The 16,304-nt window shown below is 53.2% G+C and carries 13 protein-coding genes; 4 read left to right on the top strand and 9 right to left on the bottom strand.

What is annotated here, in order from left to right:
- Nucleotides 1–22: 22 nt before the first annotated feature.
- The 8 genes from RHP47_RS12165 to RHP47_RS12130 form a co-directional block, all read right to left on the bottom strand.
- Entirely contained in the window at nucleotides 23–970 is a 948-nt protein-coding gene (locus RHP47_RS12165; protein WP_286625900.1) for an NAD(P)-dependent oxidoreductase, read from the bottom strand.
- Nucleotides 970–2,001, bottom strand: coding sequence for a uroporphyrinogen decarboxylase (gene hemE, locus RHP47_RS12160; protein WP_286625899.1), 1,032 nt, complete (start codon nucleotides 1,999–2,001; stop codon nucleotides 970–972). The genes RHP47_RS12165 and hemE overlap by 1 nt, the downstream gene beginning before the upstream one ends.
- A gap of 158 nt (nucleotides 2,002–2,159) precedes the next feature.
- The gene (locus RHP47_RS12155) at nucleotides 2,160–2,738 is read right to left on the bottom strand and encodes a hypothetical protein (protein ID WP_310840595.1); all 579 of its coding nucleotides are present in this window, start codon (nucleotides 2,736–2,738) and stop codon (nucleotides 2,160–2,162) included.
- A gap of 105 nt (nucleotides 2,739–2,843) precedes the next feature.
- Complete coding sequence (locus RHP47_RS12150; protein ID WP_149821245.1) at nucleotides 2,844–3,443, bottom strand: hypothetical protein; 600 nt, start codon at nucleotides 3,441–3,443, stop codon at nucleotides 2,844–2,846.
- A 280-nt stretch (nucleotides 3,444–3,723) separates the two neighbouring features.
- On the bottom strand, nucleotides 3,724–5,427 hold the full coding sequence (locus tag RHP47_RS12145) for a R3H domain-containing nucleic acid-binding protein (protein WP_149821243.1): 1,704 nt from the start codon (nucleotides 5,425–5,427) through the stop codon (nucleotides 3,724–3,726).
- Nucleotides 5,420–6,448 (bottom strand): circadian clock protein LdpA, encoded by a 1,029-nt coding sequence (gene ldpA / locus RHP47_RS12140; RefSeq protein WP_286625896.1) that lies wholly within the window; start codon nucleotides 6,446–6,448, stop codon nucleotides 5,420–5,422. Before ldpA ends, RHP47_RS12145 begins: the two co-directional genes overlap by 8 nt.
- A 19-nt stretch (nucleotides 6,449–6,467) precedes the next feature.
- Nucleotides 6,468–7,262 carry an RNA polymerase sigma factor SigF gene (locus RHP47_RS12135; RefSeq protein ID WP_149821239.1) on the bottom strand — a complete coding sequence of 265 codons (795 nt, stop codon included), beginning with the start codon at nucleotides 7,260–7,262 and terminating at the stop codon, nucleotides 6,468–6,470.
- Nucleotides 7,263–7,459: 197 nt separating this feature from the next.
- A complete protein-coding gene (locus tag RHP47_RS12130) occupies nucleotides 7,460–8,281 on the bottom strand; it encodes an undecaprenyl-diphosphate phosphatase (protein ID WP_310840594.1) in 822 nt (273 codons plus the stop codon).
- Between the two features lie 134 nt (nucleotides 8,282–8,415).
- Between RHP47_RS12130 and RHP47_RS12125 the strand changes: the two genes are divergently transcribed.
- The 4 genes from RHP47_RS12125 to folE all read left to right on the top strand — a co-directional run bounded on the left by RHP47_RS12125 (nucleotide 8,416) and on the right by folE (nucleotide 14,457).
- On the top strand, nucleotides 8,416–9,264 hold the full coding sequence (locus RHP47_RS12125) for a hypothetical protein (protein WP_149821235.1): 849 nt from the start codon (nucleotides 8,416–8,418) through the stop codon (nucleotides 9,262–9,264).
- Nucleotides 9,265–9,279: 15 nt separating this feature from the next.
- Complete coding sequence (gene recG / locus RHP47_RS12120; RefSeq protein WP_310840593.1) at nucleotides 9,280–11,667, top strand: ATP-dependent DNA helicase RecG; 2,388 nt, start codon at nucleotides 9,280–9,282, stop codon at nucleotides 11,665–11,667.
- A 61-nt stretch (nucleotides 11,668–11,728) separates the two neighbouring features.
- Nucleotides 11,729–13,624 carry an ATP-dependent zinc metalloprotease FtsH2 gene (gene ftsH2 / locus RHP47_RS12115; RefSeq protein ID WP_149821231.1) on the top strand — a complete coding sequence of 632 codons (1,896 nt, stop codon included), beginning with the start codon at nucleotides 11,729–11,731 and terminating at the stop codon, nucleotides 13,622–13,624.
- 182 nt (nucleotides 13,625–13,806) lie between these two features.
- Nucleotides 13,807–14,457, top strand: coding sequence for a GTP cyclohydrolase I FolE (gene folE / locus RHP47_RS12110; RefSeq protein WP_315863441.1), 651 nt, complete (start codon nucleotides 13,807–13,809; stop codon nucleotides 14,455–14,457).
- 91 nt (nucleotides 14,458–14,548) lie between these two features.
- Here the strand turns inward: folE and RHP47_RS12105 are convergent, their stop codons facing one another.
- On the bottom strand, nucleotides 14,549–16,153 hold the full coding sequence (locus RHP47_RS12105) for a mechanosensitive ion channel (protein ID WP_310840591.1): 1,605 nt from the start codon (nucleotides 16,151–16,153) through the stop codon (nucleotides 14,549–14,551).
- Nucleotides 16,154–16,304 lie beyond the last annotated feature (151 nt).

The following is a 16,304-nucleotide window of genomic DNA, read 5'->3' as shown; positions in this document are numbered from 1 at the left end:
GAAAGACTCTTTAACTGTGGGTTTAGAGGTCTGCTGTGCCCAAGCTACAGCGTAGCAAATCCTCAACGGTTGCACAGTAGGGAGTTAGCCCCAAGGTTTGGGGATTGAGCACGGTGTCATAGGTGAAGTTACGATAGTTCAAGCAAAAATAATCCCACGGCGACATCTGCACTCGAAATACCCGCACAAAGAAGTTGATCACTGGCAGTGTCAAGGGGACTTGCAAATAGATGGGCAGCTTTGCCGCAGCGCACAACTGCGCCAACATCTCATTGACAGTAATTGGCGGATTACCCAGAGCCACCCGACGCGGTACGGGATACTCAGGATGCTGCAACAGGTAGAGAACCACTTGGGCAATATCGCGGGCATGGACAAAGTGAAAACTGGCATCAGCGCGGAAAAAGCGAGCCAACCACAGCCACTTGAGAACTTCGCGCATGCCCTCAGTGATGAACGAGGGACGCTTACCATCAGACCCGCCGCCAAACACCATTGTCGGAAACAGTTCAATCACGCGATCGCCCACGGGTAACTGCTCAATGGCATGGAGACACTCATACTTGGAGCGAATATAATCCGTTCCCAAGGTGCCTGCTTCCGGCAGCGGTTCCATTTGATGATTGAGGATACTTGCCGTTGAAAAATAAAAGACCCGCTGGCAGCGTTGCGGCTCCAGTTGCTTGAGGAGATGGCAAGTTTGCTCGTAGTTGATGGCAAAGACATTGTTCCCTCCCCAAGCGGTTGCCGTTAGGATCGCAACATCGAGGGTGGGCAGTAGCGGTGCTAAGGGCGTCAGATCCATCAGATCCCCCTGAATGACGTTCACTCCGGGGCGCTGGTCAGGATCAACTTGCAACCGGGCTGGATTCCGCACCAGCAAAAAGAGCTCATGATCCGTCTCTTGGATCAGCGCCTCAGCGATGTACTGGCCAATGCAACCAGTGGCACCCGTGATTAAGATGCGCATTAGCCGAGGGACTTCACCAGATCAAAAAGAAAGGCCACATTCTCCTCAGGGGTTCCTTGGAGAACGCCGTGGCCAAGGTTAAAGATATATTTGCCCTTGCGACCCGCTTCGATAATGGCTAGCGCTCGTTCCTTGAGCACTGGCTGGGGGGCAAAGAGTGTGATGGGGTCTAAATTCCCCTGCAGACCGACACTGGCAGGAAACTGCTGGCGAATCGTGCCGATGTCCACAGTCCAGTCAAGGCTGACAATATCTGCCCCAGTTGCTGCCATGCGATCGACCACTGCGGCACTGCCATTGATATAGAGGATGATGGGCACATCGGGATAGACGGCTTTAACCTGCTGAACCACCTGCTTTTGGTAGGGGAAGGCAAAGCTATCGTAGTCCTGACGGCTGAGTTGACCCGCCCACGAATCAAACAATTGCACCACCTGAGCACCACAGTCAATTTGATAGCACAGGTAGTCGGCAATGGCAGTGGCCAAATGGTTTAAGAACTTGTGGAGCAACTCTGGCTCACGGTAGGCCATGGTTTTGATTTCAATGTAGTCCTTGGAGCTTTTGCCCTCAATGGCATAGGCGGCAAGTGTCCAAGGGGCACCGGCAAACCCCAGCACCGTGGCGCGATCGCCCACCTCTTGGCGCAGGGTTGAGAGAATCGGGCGAATAAAAGGACAGGCCGCTTCCGGTTCCAAGGGATGGAGTTGTTGCACCTGTTCAAGGGTACGGATGGGTGGATCAATGATCGGCCCTTTACTCTCGACAATGTCAAAGGGAATACCAATCCCCGGCAGGGGCGTGAGAATATCCGAAAAGAGAATCACACCGTCTGGGGCAAAGGCACGAAAGGGTTGGAGTGAAATTTCAATAGCCAGTTCAGGGATTTCCGATCGCTGACGAAACGAGGGATAGCGATCGCGCAGGTCACGATAGACCTTCATGTAGCGTCCAGCTTGCCGCATCAACCAAATGGGGGGACGCTCAACGCTTTCACCACGGGCAGCACGTAGGAGTAAAGGGGTGGTCATCCTAAAATGTGTAATTCCAATCGTTTTCAATGGCTCTGGAAGACTCGCTCAGCAAGCCCTATTGAAGTCAGGTGTTGCCTGCGATTCACAGAGTTTAACCCTACAATCATACCCTAGGGGGCGATCGCTCCCACACCTCAGAGGAGAATTCCCTTGCTTTACCACGCGCGGGGCTGAAACTGCGGGTCGTTGAGAATTGCCACGCCATCTCCCGACTGTGCCAACACAAATAGACCCTGCCGATAGGCATAGCGAGCCACCTCAGGGGGCACAATCATCCCCGCCACGGCTCCCAAGAGTTTTGTACCCCGATACTGATGAGCCAAACGGCGAAATTTGGCAATCCGCTCTAGGTGTTCATCCACATCACTTTGGCTGAGCCTAGTTTTCACCTCAACGAGAACGGCTTCATCGGTGTTAACGACCAACAGATCAATCTCTAGGCTCTCGTTCCCATCTTGGAGAATCACATCGCTGTAGAGTTGAGAGACGGCAATCCCCCGACTCTGAAATAAGCGCAGCACGGCTGGACGTACTTGCCATTCCACAAATTCCCCAAGACGGTTACCCAATTTACCAATCTGTTGGTTGAGCTGTTGTGCTTCTTCCCGTAGTAAACGCTCAGTCTCTTGAAAACGCCGCTCAGTTTCTTGAAATCGGCGTTCTGTTTCCTTTTGAGCTTCCAGTAACTCCCCCAATAACCGCCAAACATCTTCAGGGGTGTATGCTTGTGTCATGATCTTGGTCGGGTTTTCTAGGCTACAGCTAACTCTCTCATCATAGCCTAGGAGGCACTCAGAGAATTTCCATCATAAACTGCGCAAGGGCACTGCCACTATGCTTTACCACGCGCGGGGCTGAAACTGCGGGTCGTTGAGAATTGCCACGCCATCTCCCGACTGTGCCAACACAAATAGACCCTGCCGATAGGCATAGCGAGCCACCTCAGGGGGCACAATCATCCCCGCCACGGCTCCCAAGAGTTTTGTACCCCGATACTGATGAGCCAAACGGCGAAATTTGGCAATCCGCTCTAGGTGTTCATCCACATCACTTTGGCTGAGCTTGGTTTTCACCTCAACGAGAACGGCTTCATCGGTGTTAACGACCAACAGATCAATCTCTAGGCTCTCGTTCCCATCTTGGAGAATCACATCGCTGTAGAGTTGAGAGACGGCAATCCCCCGACTCTGAAATAAGCGCAGCACGGCTGGACGTACTTGCCATTCCACAAATTCCCCAAGACGGTTACCCAATTTACCAATCTGTTGGTTGAGCTGTTGTGCTTCTTCCCGTAGTAAACGCTCAGTCTCTTGAAAACGCCGCTCAGTTTCCTGAAAACGCCGCTCAGTTTCCTGAAAACGCCGCTCAGTTTCCTTTTGGGCTTCTAATAGCTCGCCTAATAATCGCCAAACATCTTCAGGGGTGTATGCTTGTGTCATTGACTTGATTGATGATTGCCGACAAATTCCGATATTTTCTATACGATCATAGCCTAGGGAATAGAACCCATGAATGATCAACTACTCGCACAATTTCTAAACCTCAGCCGCTGACAAACAGGAACCTGCATTCATGCCCAAACTATACTTACTGCGCCCAAGATGAGGCCACCAGTGTCATTTTTGGCCTCCCCAAGCAGGCCATTGCCCTTGGCGGTTGCAGCATATTTTGCCCATTGAGCGCAGAGGTGCCTTTTTGCAGGCGCCGGTAAATCCCTAATTAGCGTGACAGATTCGGGTAAATCCGCAGCCGCCGATTCGGCTCTTCCCCAAAGCTACAGGAGGTCAACTGGTAGTGCTCAATCAACTCGTGTTGCATTCGCCGAATGTTGGCCGATCGCGGTAACAACTCCACCACTTGACCCTTGGGAATTACAATTTCTTCAACGGCTAAGCGTGCCTCTTCAAGGGCCTCTAGCTCATCATCGCTCCCTGTCGGACTAAAAAGGGAAAGATCCGCTGATTCCGCTGGGCTGGGGTCTTCCATGCCAAGCAGCTGTCGCAGTCCCCGCACAATTTGAGCCATGCTGTTGGTTTTAATGGCATGCACCGGCAGGTGATGAATATGGGCAAGGTGCCGCAGCTTGCTTTCTCCCTTGAGGTGGGAGCGCAGCGTCAAAATAACATCTGCTTGATCAATGTCCTTGGTGACAATAATGGGCAGCTGCAAGGTGCGAATGGCTTGCTCCAAATGGTGGCGGCTGACGGCGTAGGGAAAGACATGCAGGGGCAGTTCCTCACCATTGGGGCCGACCGTGGGCGCCTCTAGGGTTGCCTCCAGTAGTTGGGCAAAATTGGCTCGTAGGGGTTCTTTAGTGCCCTCAGGGATGGGTAGCATCTGGCCACTATTGCGCCAAGAGGGACGCTGGGACAGGGGTTTGACCTCCAATCGCTGGGGAGTCGGCTCAGAACGACTAATCACCACTGAGCCATCGGCGGCAACACTGCGAATTTCAGGTGACGGTTGGCGACCCCGCAGCAGCAGATCCACACTAGCAGCCACGTCGAGATGTATAGCCCAGCGATCGCGCTCCAGCATTTCCACTGCCATTTGAAACGTGGGGGGAGCCTTCCGTTCGAGCACACTTTTTTGGGTGCCGCGCCGCCGCGCTTCTTCATCCCCAAGGGTGACCGATTGAATGCCCCCCACCAAGTCGGCAAGGGTGGGGTTTTTCATCAGGTTCTCAATTTGGTTGCCGTGGGCAGTACCAATCAGTTGTACGCCTCGCTCCGCAATGGTGCGTGCTGCTAGTGCCTCTAGTTCGGTGCCAATCTCATCAATGACAATCACTTGGGGCATGTGGTTTTCCACCGCCTCAATCATCACCTGATGCTGAAGTTCCGGGCGAGCCACCTGCATTCGTCGTGCCTTGCCAATCGCTGGATGGGGAATATCACCGTCGCCCGCAATTTCATTAGAGGTGTCAATAATCACTACCCGTTTGTGCAACTCATCGGCCAAGACGCGGGCAATTTCCCGTAGTGCCGTTGTTTTACCAACACCGGGGCGACCTAAAAGCAAAATAGACTGGCCACTTTCGACCAAGTCGCGAATCATACCAATCGTGCCAAAGACGGCTCGCCCCACCCGGCAGGTCAAGCCAATAATCGTTCCTTGGCGATTGCGCAGGGCACTAATGCGGTGCAGCGTACGCTCAATCCCAGCGCGATTGTCACCACTAAACTCGCCCACCCGATCCACGGCATATTGCAACATCTCACGGCTGACGGGCGTCTCGGCAAGGTATTGGGTGCTGTGGATAAACCGTGCTTCCGGCAATCGCCCCAAATCGAGAACGATTTCTAAGAGTTCTTCCCGCTGCGGATGATCGGTGAGGGACTGTCCAAGGGGCGGCGGTAGGATCGCCAATAATTGATCGAGATCGTCAGTGACTTGGCGTTGTCCAGCAGTCAATTCAGCCATAGGGTACAGAGGGTGACGGGACAGATTTCAAAGGAGACACAAGGGTAGCTGCTTCAGCAACAGCCGCTGCAAGGACGGCAGGAACAGTTTGCCAAGGTTGGTCGGCGATCGCGTGGAAAGGGGCAAGGCGTTTGCGAGCATAACTACCATAGGCAACACCAGCAATTCCCTGTGGATCTAGCAATCCCATTGCCCTGAGTTTAGCAACCGTATGGCCATTTGTGCCGCCCGCCAACTGCACAAATCCGGGTAAATTTGCCCCTAAAATGGCTTGACCCAATTGAATGGTGGCTCGCGTTGCGCCATCACCAATATCGCCACTCATGGGACGACCATCCGCCTGCCAAATGAGGGCACATTCCAACGGTTGAATCTGCCCATTGATCCAGCGCAAATAGTCAATTACTCCCTCTCCTTGGGGACAACTGATGGCCAGCACCTGTAAATAGCGCACCCAAGGACGAACTCGCTGCCAAAGCTCGTGAAAGGCGCTGTAGCGTTGGGGTTGAGTATGAATTTCGAGGGCTTGGATCGTGCCCGCCTGGATCAGGGGCGTGATTTGCTCAAAGACTGCGGGTTGCTCATCGGTGCGAATCAAGCCCAAGGGGCAGAGGGGTAAACAGCGGCCACAACCATAACAGCGATCGCGCACCACCCCCTGCACCTGTTCATCAAAGCGAATGGCAGTGGCAGGGCAAATGCGTTCACAGGGGCGATCGCACCCTGGCGGACAGCGACTCGGATCAAACGTGGCCTTACGAAAATGGGGGTCAGCACCATCGTTGATGCTCACCATCAGCAGGGGGCGAGTGGCCCCAAGGCTTGCCGCAACCGTCAAAGCGTCATTAGCCGCGTAAATCACGGCAGGGTCGGCGGCCACATCAATACAATCAGCCCCTGCCAGTGCATAGGCCAAGGTCAGGTTATAGATTTGGGCAACATCTTGGAAACTGGCACCGTTAATGAGTTTGAACCAACGATGTGCCGCTAAAGCCGCTAGGGGGGCAGCAAAATCAACCATAAATATATTTTATGCGTTTTCAGGATTCAGCCTCGTCGTGACTCATCATCCGTTGTAGGGCTTGGAGGCCTTTTTTAATCTGGCGAGAGACTGTGACCGCACTTAGACCCAAGCGTTCAGCGGTTTCTTTTTGACTCAAATCGTACAAAAAGACAAATTCCAGAATCTGACAGGTGCGGGCTTCTAGTTTTTGCAGACACTGCTGCAAACGAATGCGATCTTCTTGGGCGAGTTGAAAACTTTGGTACCGTTGATCGGGCACGATGTCACCGAGGGAAACAGCATCTTCCTCACCCTCAAAGGTGGGGGCATCTAGGCTGACCGGGGTGGTGTGGTAGTTGGCAAATTTTGCCGCTTGCCATTCTTCAAGGGGGACATCGAGGGCTTGGGCAATTTCACTATCGCTGGGGGGACGCTGCAGTTGTTGGCGTAACTCCTGAATGACTCGCTTTGCTTGGCTTTGGAGGGTTTGCCAACGACGGGGGACGCGAATTTGCGGACTTTTATCCCGCAGGTAGTGTTGAATCTCACCGCGAATGTAGGGAATGGCAAAGGAACTAAAGGCCACTCCCTTACTTTGATCAAAGCGTTCAATGGCGTGAATGAGGCCAAGGGTGCCCACTTGCATCAGGTCGTCAAAGCTTTCTTGGGTGCACTGTACCCAGCGATGGGCTTCCTTGCGTACCAGTCCCATGTTCAACTCGACAAGGCGATTCCGCAATTCGCGTGCAGGGTTGTCTTGGTATGCCTGCAACAGAGACAAGGTAGAACCCTTTAGGTCAGTATGATCAGTACTCAGTGCCCTATTGGACATAGACACCCATGGTTTGGTTTCCCTACCGTTTCCAAAGTAAGCGGCTAGGGCGCTACTTGCTCACGTCATTGTAGAGCGATCGCGTCCCTGTACAATTTTCCCTACTTTCACTATTTCATACTCAGTATGGCAAAGCCTCTGTAGTTTCCCTGTGATCTCGACCACAGGTTAGGTTAAATTTTGCTAAATGTTGTTCCTTAGGTTCGCAGACTACCGAGGGCGATCGCGCCCCACAATGCAGTTCCCAAGCCAATGCGATACCAGATAAAAACCCAAGTGGAATGGCGTTGCAGGAATCGCAGCAGCCAAGCGATTGCCAAATAGGAAAAAACCATGCTCGAGAGTGTGGCAATCACAAGAGGAATAAACAGCGTCCCCTCATCAAAAACATCTTTGGCTTGGACAAGGGTGGCGATCGTCAGTGTGGGAATGCCCAACAGAAAAGAAAAGCGCGCCGCTGTTTGCCGCTCCAGCCCTAAAAATAAAGCTGTCGTTAGCGTCGATCCTGAACGCGAAGCCCCCGGCAGCAGGGCAATCATCTGGCCACAACCCACTAGAAAGCCATCTAAAATGCCAATGTCTTGATAGGTGCGTTTGCGGGAACCCCATTTTTCTGCGAGTCCCAAAAGAATCGCCATGGCGATCGCCATCGTGGCAATGATCTGAGGCCGATCCAACTCGACTTTGGCCCATTTCAGAAGAAGTCCTGCCGCTAGTGCGGGAATCGTGCCCACCGTGATCCCAACCAACAGTTTCCATTCTTCCCGCTGCCAATCCCGCTGTTGCCATGCCTGCCAAGCCCCTTGGACAATTTGGCGAATATCCTGCCAGAAATAGCCAAAAACCGCGATCACGCTACCAAATTGCATCGCATCTAGGGCAATTTTATGCCAGACACTTTTCCACCCCAAGAGGTCACTAAAGAGAATCAAGTGAGCGGTACTGCTAATGGGCAAGAACTCTGTAATACCTTGCACGAAGCCGAGGATGACTGCTTGCAGCCAGAGAATAATATTCACGTTTCTGTCTCACCTTTGCAACCCCACCATCTTGCCATGAGTCGGTGAACAGGCTATCCTCGCCAAGATTTTGTAATAGATTGTAGAAACAGTCTTCTTAAACGCAGCAGCACTGTTTTGCCGGTTAGGCGTGTATGTCGGGTAACTTAGAAGCCGTTGAGCGGGAAATTTTAGGGTTACAGGGGATGCTATTGGCCGCCTTGGCGGAAATGCGTCAGCTTTATGATGTTTATCTAGAAATGCTCGCCCCCATTGCCCGCCAGCAGTTGATCACGGTTAGTTATCAGGTGTGCACCCAAGTCTTTCCAGAGCAATTTTTGACCCTTGCAGACCCAGAGCGACAGGACCTTCAGCGTCAGATTGTTGAACTGGCGATCGCCTTGGAAACCACGATTTTAAGCCTACAGACCCGTCGCCAAGAAGACTCAACTGCAAGGCAAGAGGCAACGAATGGGGAAGAAGACGCAACCAAGGAACAGGAACCCCCCTCCCTATCAGAGCAATTGAGCCAAGTTCTTTATCAAAGTTCGCTCAAGATTAACCATCTACTACAACGGGCGGCTATCTTACCGCCTGCCCCAATCGCAGTCATTTTAGAGATTGCCAGTAAGGCAGAAAATCGTCCCCTTGGGCGGATTCCCCATTTGTTGACGATGATGCTAGATGAGCAGAAACTACAAGAGGAGGGCGAAGAGGAGCGAGACACCAGTGAGTCCCCAAGGGAATCTTCCAGTCATCACCCCATGGCAGCCATTTACCTGCAACTTGAGGAACTGGAGTTTCAGCATCCCCCCCTCGGCAATCAGCGCAGTCAAATTCGCCAACTGGAAGCACGTCTGGCCACCCTCCAGAAGCAACTGCATAAAAAACAGCGGCAATATCTGGTTCTCAAGGCCAGTCGGGTATGGTGGCAAACGTGGAAAGCCAATGAAGCCGCAGACGCGACCGCCAGTGTCCCCGAAGCAATGGATGGTGAGCAATAGGGAAGGAGGCCTGCTGTGTCCCTTGACTGGCCACGCCTACAACGCGCCCTTGCCATTGAAACGGCGCGGGGTTTTTGCAACCTTCAGGGCAATACCTATCGGTTTAATGAGTATTTACACGCAGCGTTAATGCAAGCCCCTCTGCAACAACTCCCCCTTCAGATGCGCGATCGCTGGCAGGAAACGGCGGCAGCCTATGCCCACTACAACGATCTCTCCCCCAGCCAACGACAACACCTCGTGGTGAAAACGCGCCAACTGCTCCACGATGTCCACAAACAACTCACAAGTCCACCCCCGCGCCCCCGTCCCCTCGATCAAGCGCTCAAAACAGTGAATGGGATTGGTGAGCGCACTGCGGCGAAACTGGAAAAACTCGGGCTTTATAGGGTTGCGGATCTCATTTACTACTTCCCCCGCGATCACATTGACTATGCCCGCCAAGTCCCGATTCGGCAACTCCAAGCTGGGGAGACCGTCACCCTTGTGGGTAAAGTCCGCCGTTGCAACTGTTTTACCAGTCCCCGCAATGCCAAGCTGACGATCTTAGAAATTGTTCTTCAAGATCGCACCGGGCAAATTCGCCTGAGTCGCTTCTATGCGGGTGCCCGCTATGCCCAACGGGGGTGGCAAGAGCAGCAAAAACGCCTCTATGCCCCACAGACCATTGTGGCTGCCTCTGGCCTCGTGAAACTGACAAAGTATGGCCTTACCCTTGAAGATCCGCAGTTGGAAGTGCTGGATCATGCTGGGGCAGAAATAGACTCCCTCACGATTGGCCGTATTGTGCCGGTCTATCCCTTAACGGAGGGGGTATCTCCCGATGTGATTCGCCGTGCGGTCGATCGCGTTCTGCCCTTGGTGCAGGGCTATCCTGATCCCCTACCGCAGGGGCTACGCCAACGTCACCAACTCCTGCCCTTAGACATGGCGCTACGGCACATTCACTTTCCGCCGGATCGAACGCAACTGAGTCTGGCACGGCGGCGGCTGATTTTTGATGAATTTTTTTACCTGCAACTGGGCTTACTGCAACGGCGGCGCCAGCAGCAACAGCAGGCCAGTGCCCCCCTCAATCCCCAAGGGGAACTGATTGAGCAGTTTTACCAAGGGCTGCCCTTTCAACTCACAGGGGCGCAGCAGCGGGTAGTGGCGGAAATTTTGGCGGATTTAGAGCGCCCGATTCCCATGAATCGCCTTGTCCAAGGGGATGTGGGGTCAGGGAAAACGGTTGTTGCAGTGATTGCCCTATTGGCGGCAGTGCAGTCCGGCTATCAAGGGGCACTAATGGCACCCACGGAGGTTCTGGCAGAGCAGCACTATCGCAAGCTCTTGGAATGGCTCACCCCCCTCCATGTGCCGGTGGAACTGCTCACAGGATCGATACGTACAGCCAAGCGCCGCCAGATTCTGGATCAATTGGCAACAGGGGAATTGCCGGTGCTGGTGGGCACCCACGCTCTGATCCAAGAGGGGGTGACGTTTCAGCGCCTCGGTCTCGTGGTTATTGATGAACAGCACCGCTTTGGGGTGGCGCAACGGGCAAAGCTGCAAGCTAAAGGACTCCTGCCCCATGTGTTGACCATGACGGCGACACCGATTCCCCGCACGCTTGCCTTGACCCTCCATGGGGATTTGGATGTGAGTCAAATTGATGAATTGCCCCCCGGTCGGCAGCCGATTCAAACAACCGTCTTGGGACGGGGCGATCGCTCCTGCGCCTACGATTTAATCCGTCGGGAAGTAGCCCAAGGGCGGCAAGCGTATATTGTCCTGCCTTTGGTTGAGGAATCGGAAAAACTGGATCTGAAATCCGCCATTGCCGAGCACGAGCGATTACAAACGGAGATTTTTCCCAATTTTCGGGTCGGGCTGCTCCACGGTCGCATGGTATCGAGTGAAAAGGATGCGACAATTCAAGCCTTTGCCAAGGGGGAATTGGATATTCTGGTGGCTACCACGGTGGTTGAGGTGGGGGTGGATGTCCCCAATGCCACGGTGATGCTCATTGAACATGCCGAACGCTTTGGCTTATCCCAACTCCATCAACTGCGGGGGCGGGTGGGGCGGGGTGCCCAACAGTCCTATTGTCTGCTGCTCAATAGTTCTCGCAATGATGTTGCCAAGCAACGGCTGAATGTGCTGGCACAGTCTCAGGATGGCTTCTTTATTGCAGAGATGGATCTGCGGCTGCGCGGTCCGGGGGAGGTGTTGGGGACGCGGCAATCGGGATTACCGGACTTTGCCCTCGCTAGCCTCGTTGAGGATCAAGATTGCCTAGAGGCGGCGCGATCGGCGGCCAGTGAACTGATCGCCCAGGATCCTGAGTTACGGGGCTATCCTCTGCTGCAGGCAGTTCTCCAGCAGCGGCGCGATCGCCTGCTTGAGGGCATGATGAACTAATACCCCCCCTTTGGGAGGGATATGTTAAATTTAGTTAAGAACCTGATAAAAAGCGCCGCCAATGAAAGTCTCTTGGAAAACTGTTCTCCTTTGGTCAATCCCCCTACTGCTCATGGGGGTTCTCCTCTGGCAGGGGGCGAGCAACTTTATGCTCAATCAAAGTCAGCCTCCTCTGAATACCGCCAGTACGCGCATGAGCTATGGGCGATTCCTCAACTATTTAGATGCGGGTCGCATTAGTAAAGTGGACATTTTCGATAATGGTCGCACCGCCATTGTGGATGTCTCTGATCCGGAACTGATTAACGGTCGCCCCCTGCGGGTACGGGTAGATATGCCGGGGACGGCTCCAGAAGTCATTAGTAAACTGCGGGAGCAGCACGTAGAAATTGATGTTCATCCGGCTCGCAATGATGGTGCCCTGTGGGGACTCTTGGGTAATTTACTCTTCCCCGTCTTGCTCTTGGGAGGACTCTTTTTCCTCTTCCGCCGCTCCAGCAACGTGCCCGGAGGCCCAGGTCAGGCGATGAACTTTGGTAAGTCTCGCGCCCGCTTCCAAATGGAGGCCAAAACGGGTGTCATGTTTGACGATGTTGCTGGTGTCGATGAAGCCAAGGAAGAACTACAAGAGGTGGTCACCTTCCTGAAGAAGCCCGAGAAATTTACAGCGGTGGGTGCTCGCATTCCCAAAGGGGTGCTACTAGTGGGGCCACCCGGCACAGGGAAAACGATGCTGGCCAAGGCAATCGCCGGTGAGGCAGGGGTACCCTTCTTCTCCATCTCGGGTTCAGAATTTGTCGAGATGTTTGTTGGTGTTGGTGCCTCCCGCGTCCGGGATCTGTTCCGCAAAGCCAAAGAAAACGCTCCCTGTCTCATCTTTATTGATGAAATTGATGCTGTGGGTCGCCAACGCGGGGCTGGCATTGGCGGCGGTAACGATGAGCGGGAGCAAACCCTCAACCAACTGCTGACCGAAATGGATGGCTTTGAGGGGAATACCGGCATCATTGTGATTGCGGCAACCAATCGTCCTGATGTCTTGGATGCGGCTCTCCTGCGTCCGGGTCGCTTTGACCGGCAGGTGGTGGTGGATGCACCGGATATTAAGGGTCGCTTGGCGATTCTCAAGGTGCATGCCCGCAACAAGAAATTGGCGCCCGAAGTTTCCCTTGAGGCGATCGCTCGCCGTACCCCCGGCTTTACGGGAGCCGATTTGGCCAACCTCCTCAATGAAGCAGCGATTCTCACGGCCCGGCGGCGGAAACCCGCCATCACCATGCTGGAAATTGACGATGCCGTGGACCGGGTTGTCGCTGGTATGGAGGGCACACCGCTGATTGACGGCAAGAGCAAGCGCCTCATCGCCTACCACGAAGTGGGTCATGCCATTGTCGGGACACTGCTTAAAGAGCACGATCCTGTCCAAAAAGTGACGTTGGTGCCCCGCGGTCAAGCCCGTGGTCTCACTTGGTTCATGCCCTCAGAGGATTCTGGTCTGATCTCGCGATCGCAACTCATGGCGCGGATGGCCGGTGCCCTTGGGGGCCGAGCGGCTGAATACGTCGTCTTTGGCGATGCTGAGGTCACGACTGGTGCTGGCAATGACCTGCAGCAAGTGACAGCAATGGCACGGCAAATGGTGACCCGCTTTGGTATGTCAGATCTAGGACCTCTCTCCTTGGAAACCCAAAACGGTGAAGTGTTCTTGGGGCGGGACTTGGTGTCTCGAACAGAATACTCCGAAGAAATTGCGGCGCGCATTGATGCCCAAGTGCGGGAGTTGGTGCAGCACAGCTACGAACTCGCCATCAAGATTATCCGGGACAATCGCGTGGTCATTGACCGCCTCGTTGATCTCCTAGTAGAGAAAGAAACCATTGATGGTGAAGAGTTCCGGCAAATTGTTGCTGAATACACCGTTGTTCCCGATAAAGAGCGCTTTGTACCGCAGCTTTAGATAAGCTAAATTAGTAGATTCAATCACCCTAACCCCTCTCCCAGTGCGGATGAGGGGGATTTTATTTTGACTGCCTTTCCCCTGTAAATTCTATGCTCAACTAAACCGACTTTCATGTCAGTTTCATTGACACCATTTCCACCAGTAAATAGAATGATAATCGTTATTATTTTAGGTACCCTATGTCCCAGCAATCCCGTAACCAGTTGTTAACCGTGCAAAGCAGCCTTGAAAGTATACCCACCTGCGTCTCGACCCAGGTGTCGGATGCTGAGATGGAGCAGGCGGTTCGCACACTCCTCATCGGGCTAGGGGAAAATCCCGATCGCGAAGGCCTGCGGGATACCCCCAAACGGGTTGTGCAAGCCTTGAAGTTTTTAACCAGTGGCTACCGCCAATCCTTGGATGACCTACTGAATGACGCCGTTTTTTACGAAGACACCAATGAGATGGTCTTAGTGCGCGACATCGATCTCTTTAGTTGTTGTGAGCACCATATTCTGCCAATCATTGGTCGTGCCCATGTCGCCTACATTCCCAATGGCAGGGTCATTGGCCTGTCAAAAATTGCCCGCATTTGCGAGATGTATGCGCGGCAGCTACAGGTGCAGGAGCGCCTGACCCAACAAATTGCAAATGCTTTGCAAGGACTCCTGAAACCGCAAGGGGTGGCTGTGGTTGTTGAGGCCACCCATATGTGTATGGTGATGCGAGGCGTACAAAAACCGGGCTCTTGGACGGTCACCAGTTCAATGCAAGGGGTGTTTGCTGAAGATGCCCGCACCCGCCAAGAGTTCCTAGATCTGATCCGCCACCAACCCTCCTTCCGCTAGCCTGATTAGCAGACAAGGGGGAGAGGAAATATTTCTCCCCCTCTGGTGGCTAAAACAGCGTTCCTGCGTTAACCTGACTCCACTACCTTCCTCAAGAATTTTCGGAATTCCTGCCCTTAAGCAGATTCAGCCATTCTTCAACTTGAGACGCGGCAATTTGCCGGCATCCCAACCCAAAGGCGAGGGCGATCGCCACCGCAATAGAACCAAAGAGCAAGCCAAAGGCTAAATTGACAATACTTGTTGCGATGCCCATCTGTTGCAAAGCCATTGCCCCCACAAATGTCATCGTTGCTAGCCGCGCCGCCTGAGCGAGAAAACGCCCTTGGGAGGTGCCAGAACTGGCAAGAAGCCGAAACACTAAATTGGCAAAATACAATCCTACCGCAAAGATCAGCGTTCCGACCAACACCCGACCAATCACCACTACTAGGGCAGTGACAAAAGCACTGAGAGCAGGAATATCCAGTACATCAACGGCAGCGATCGCCCCAAATAACAAAACGCCAACAAGGGCAACGATGCCCATCACTTCTGAGGGCTGTCGCCAGCGCTGCTCGGGTGCCTCCGCAGGCTGAGACTCCTGAGAATCCACCGTCGGACGCTCTAGACCTAGCCAGACAAACACTTGATCAAAGCCGATGGTTTGCAGGAAATTGGTAAGCGTCTCCGCCACAAAGCGGCCAATTACATAGGCCAGCAGCAGAATAATGGCTGCAGTAAAAATTTTCGGCAATGCCGTCAGCACTTGGTTGAGCATTGCCGTTGCCGGTTCCGTAATGGCCACAATTTGCAACGCGTCAAGGCTGGCGATCGCCGTGGGAATCAAGACTAAGACATAGACAATCGTACCGATGACCGTTGCTAGGGATTCCCCTAAACTGGTTTGCCCTAGACCGAGGCGCTGACCAATGCGCTGAATCCCCATGGCCGTCATTAAGTTAACGACTAAGCTGCGGACAATGCGGGCAATAAACCAACCAACAACCGCGATAATCACCGCCTTAAAGACAAAAGGCAGTGCCCCTAGAATATCATTCAAGAGATTTTGTACAGGCTGCAATGAGCCTTGCAGATCAAGCACCCCCAAAATTAAGGGCAGGAAGAAAAGAAAAACAAACCAATAGAGGGTATTTCCCAACATCTCAGCCACAGACATGGTGGCCGGCCCCTCTGAGGAACCATTCCCCTCAGATTCTAGGGGGAGTTGGCGATCCAAATTCAAAGAACGGGCGGACTGAGTAACCACCATTTTTGATATGGTCGCCACTACCCAAGCCACATCCGCCAGCAAGATGGCTGCCCCCAGCTTGGGCAGGAAACTAAAAACTTGATTGAGAAATGCATTGAGGGGCTGGGAAACCGTTGTTAGCCGCAGGGCATCCAAAAAGGCCACCACCGCCAGCAAAAAGATGACCCAAAAAACCACTGCTGCCAGAATAGCAGTCACTGATATGCTCTGAAGCGACTCATTGCCACCAAAGAACTGGGTCAATCGTTCATCAACGCGCAGTCGTTTCAAAACCGAGCGTGTTATCTTTGCCAGAATAGTGGCAACAATCCAGCCAATGAGCAACAAAGCAACTGCAATAATGACTTGCGCTAAAAGGCTCCCCAAATTGTTAAGGTCAAAAGCTGGATTCACTGAATTTTCACCGACAATTTGGGAAGTTTCTTCAGTACTAATTTGAGCCAACAAGCCTTCAATAGGGCTCTTAGATGAAAACCTCAAAATAGCTAGGTTAAATGTATCACGCATTACAACCGTCCTCAGTTAAAACCCAATCTCATCAATGGCAAAATTCAGTCCTAGGATATCTAAAAAGTAGCGTGATGTCATTGAAAAC

The organism is Thermosynechococcus sp. QKsg1, from assembly GCF_031586415.1.
Classification (GTDB): domain Bacteria; phylum Cyanobacteriota; class Cyanobacteriia; order Thermosynechococcales; family Thermosynechococcaceae; genus Thermosynechococcus.
This window is presented reverse-complemented; position numbering and strand designations above follow the sequence as displayed.

Coding starts and splice junctions, on each gene's coding strand:
- RHP47_RS12125 (WP_149821235.1), top strand. CDS start 8,416: ATGTCGGGTAACTTAGAAGCCGTTGAGCGGGAAATTTTAGGGTTACAG.
- RHP47_RS12155 (WP_310840595.1), bottom strand. CDS start 2,738: ATGACACAAGCATACACCCCTGAAGATGTTTGGCGGTTATTGGGGGAG.
- RHP47_RS12145 (WP_149821243.1), bottom strand. CDS start 5,427: ATGGCTGAATTGACTGCTGGACAACGCCAAGTCACTGACGATCTCGAT.
- RHP47_RS12150 (WP_149821245.1), bottom strand. CDS start 3,443: ATGACACAAGCATACACCCCTGAAGATGTTTGGCGATTATTAGGCGAG.
- ldpA (WP_286625896.1), bottom strand. CDS start 6,448: ATGGTTGATTTTGCTGCCCCCCTAGCGGCTTTAGCGGCACATCGTTGG.
- folE (WP_315863441.1), top strand. CDS start 13,807: ATGTCCCAGCAATCCCGTAACCAGTTGTTAACCGTGCAAAGCAGCCTT.
- hemE (WP_286625899.1), bottom strand. CDS start 2,001: ATGACCACCCCTTTACTCCTACGTGCTGCCCGTGGTGAAAGCGTTGAG.
- RHP47_RS12165 (WP_286625900.1), bottom strand. CDS start 970: ATGCGCATCTTAATCACGGGTGCCACTGGTTGCATTGGCCAGTACATC.
- ftsH2 (WP_149821231.1), top strand. CDS start 11,729: ATGAAAGTCTCTTGGAAAACTGTTCTCCTTTGGTCAATCCCCCTACTG.
- RHP47_RS12135 (WP_149821239.1), bottom strand. CDS start 7,262: ATGTCCAATAGGGCACTGAGTACTGATCATACTGACCTAAAGGGTTCT.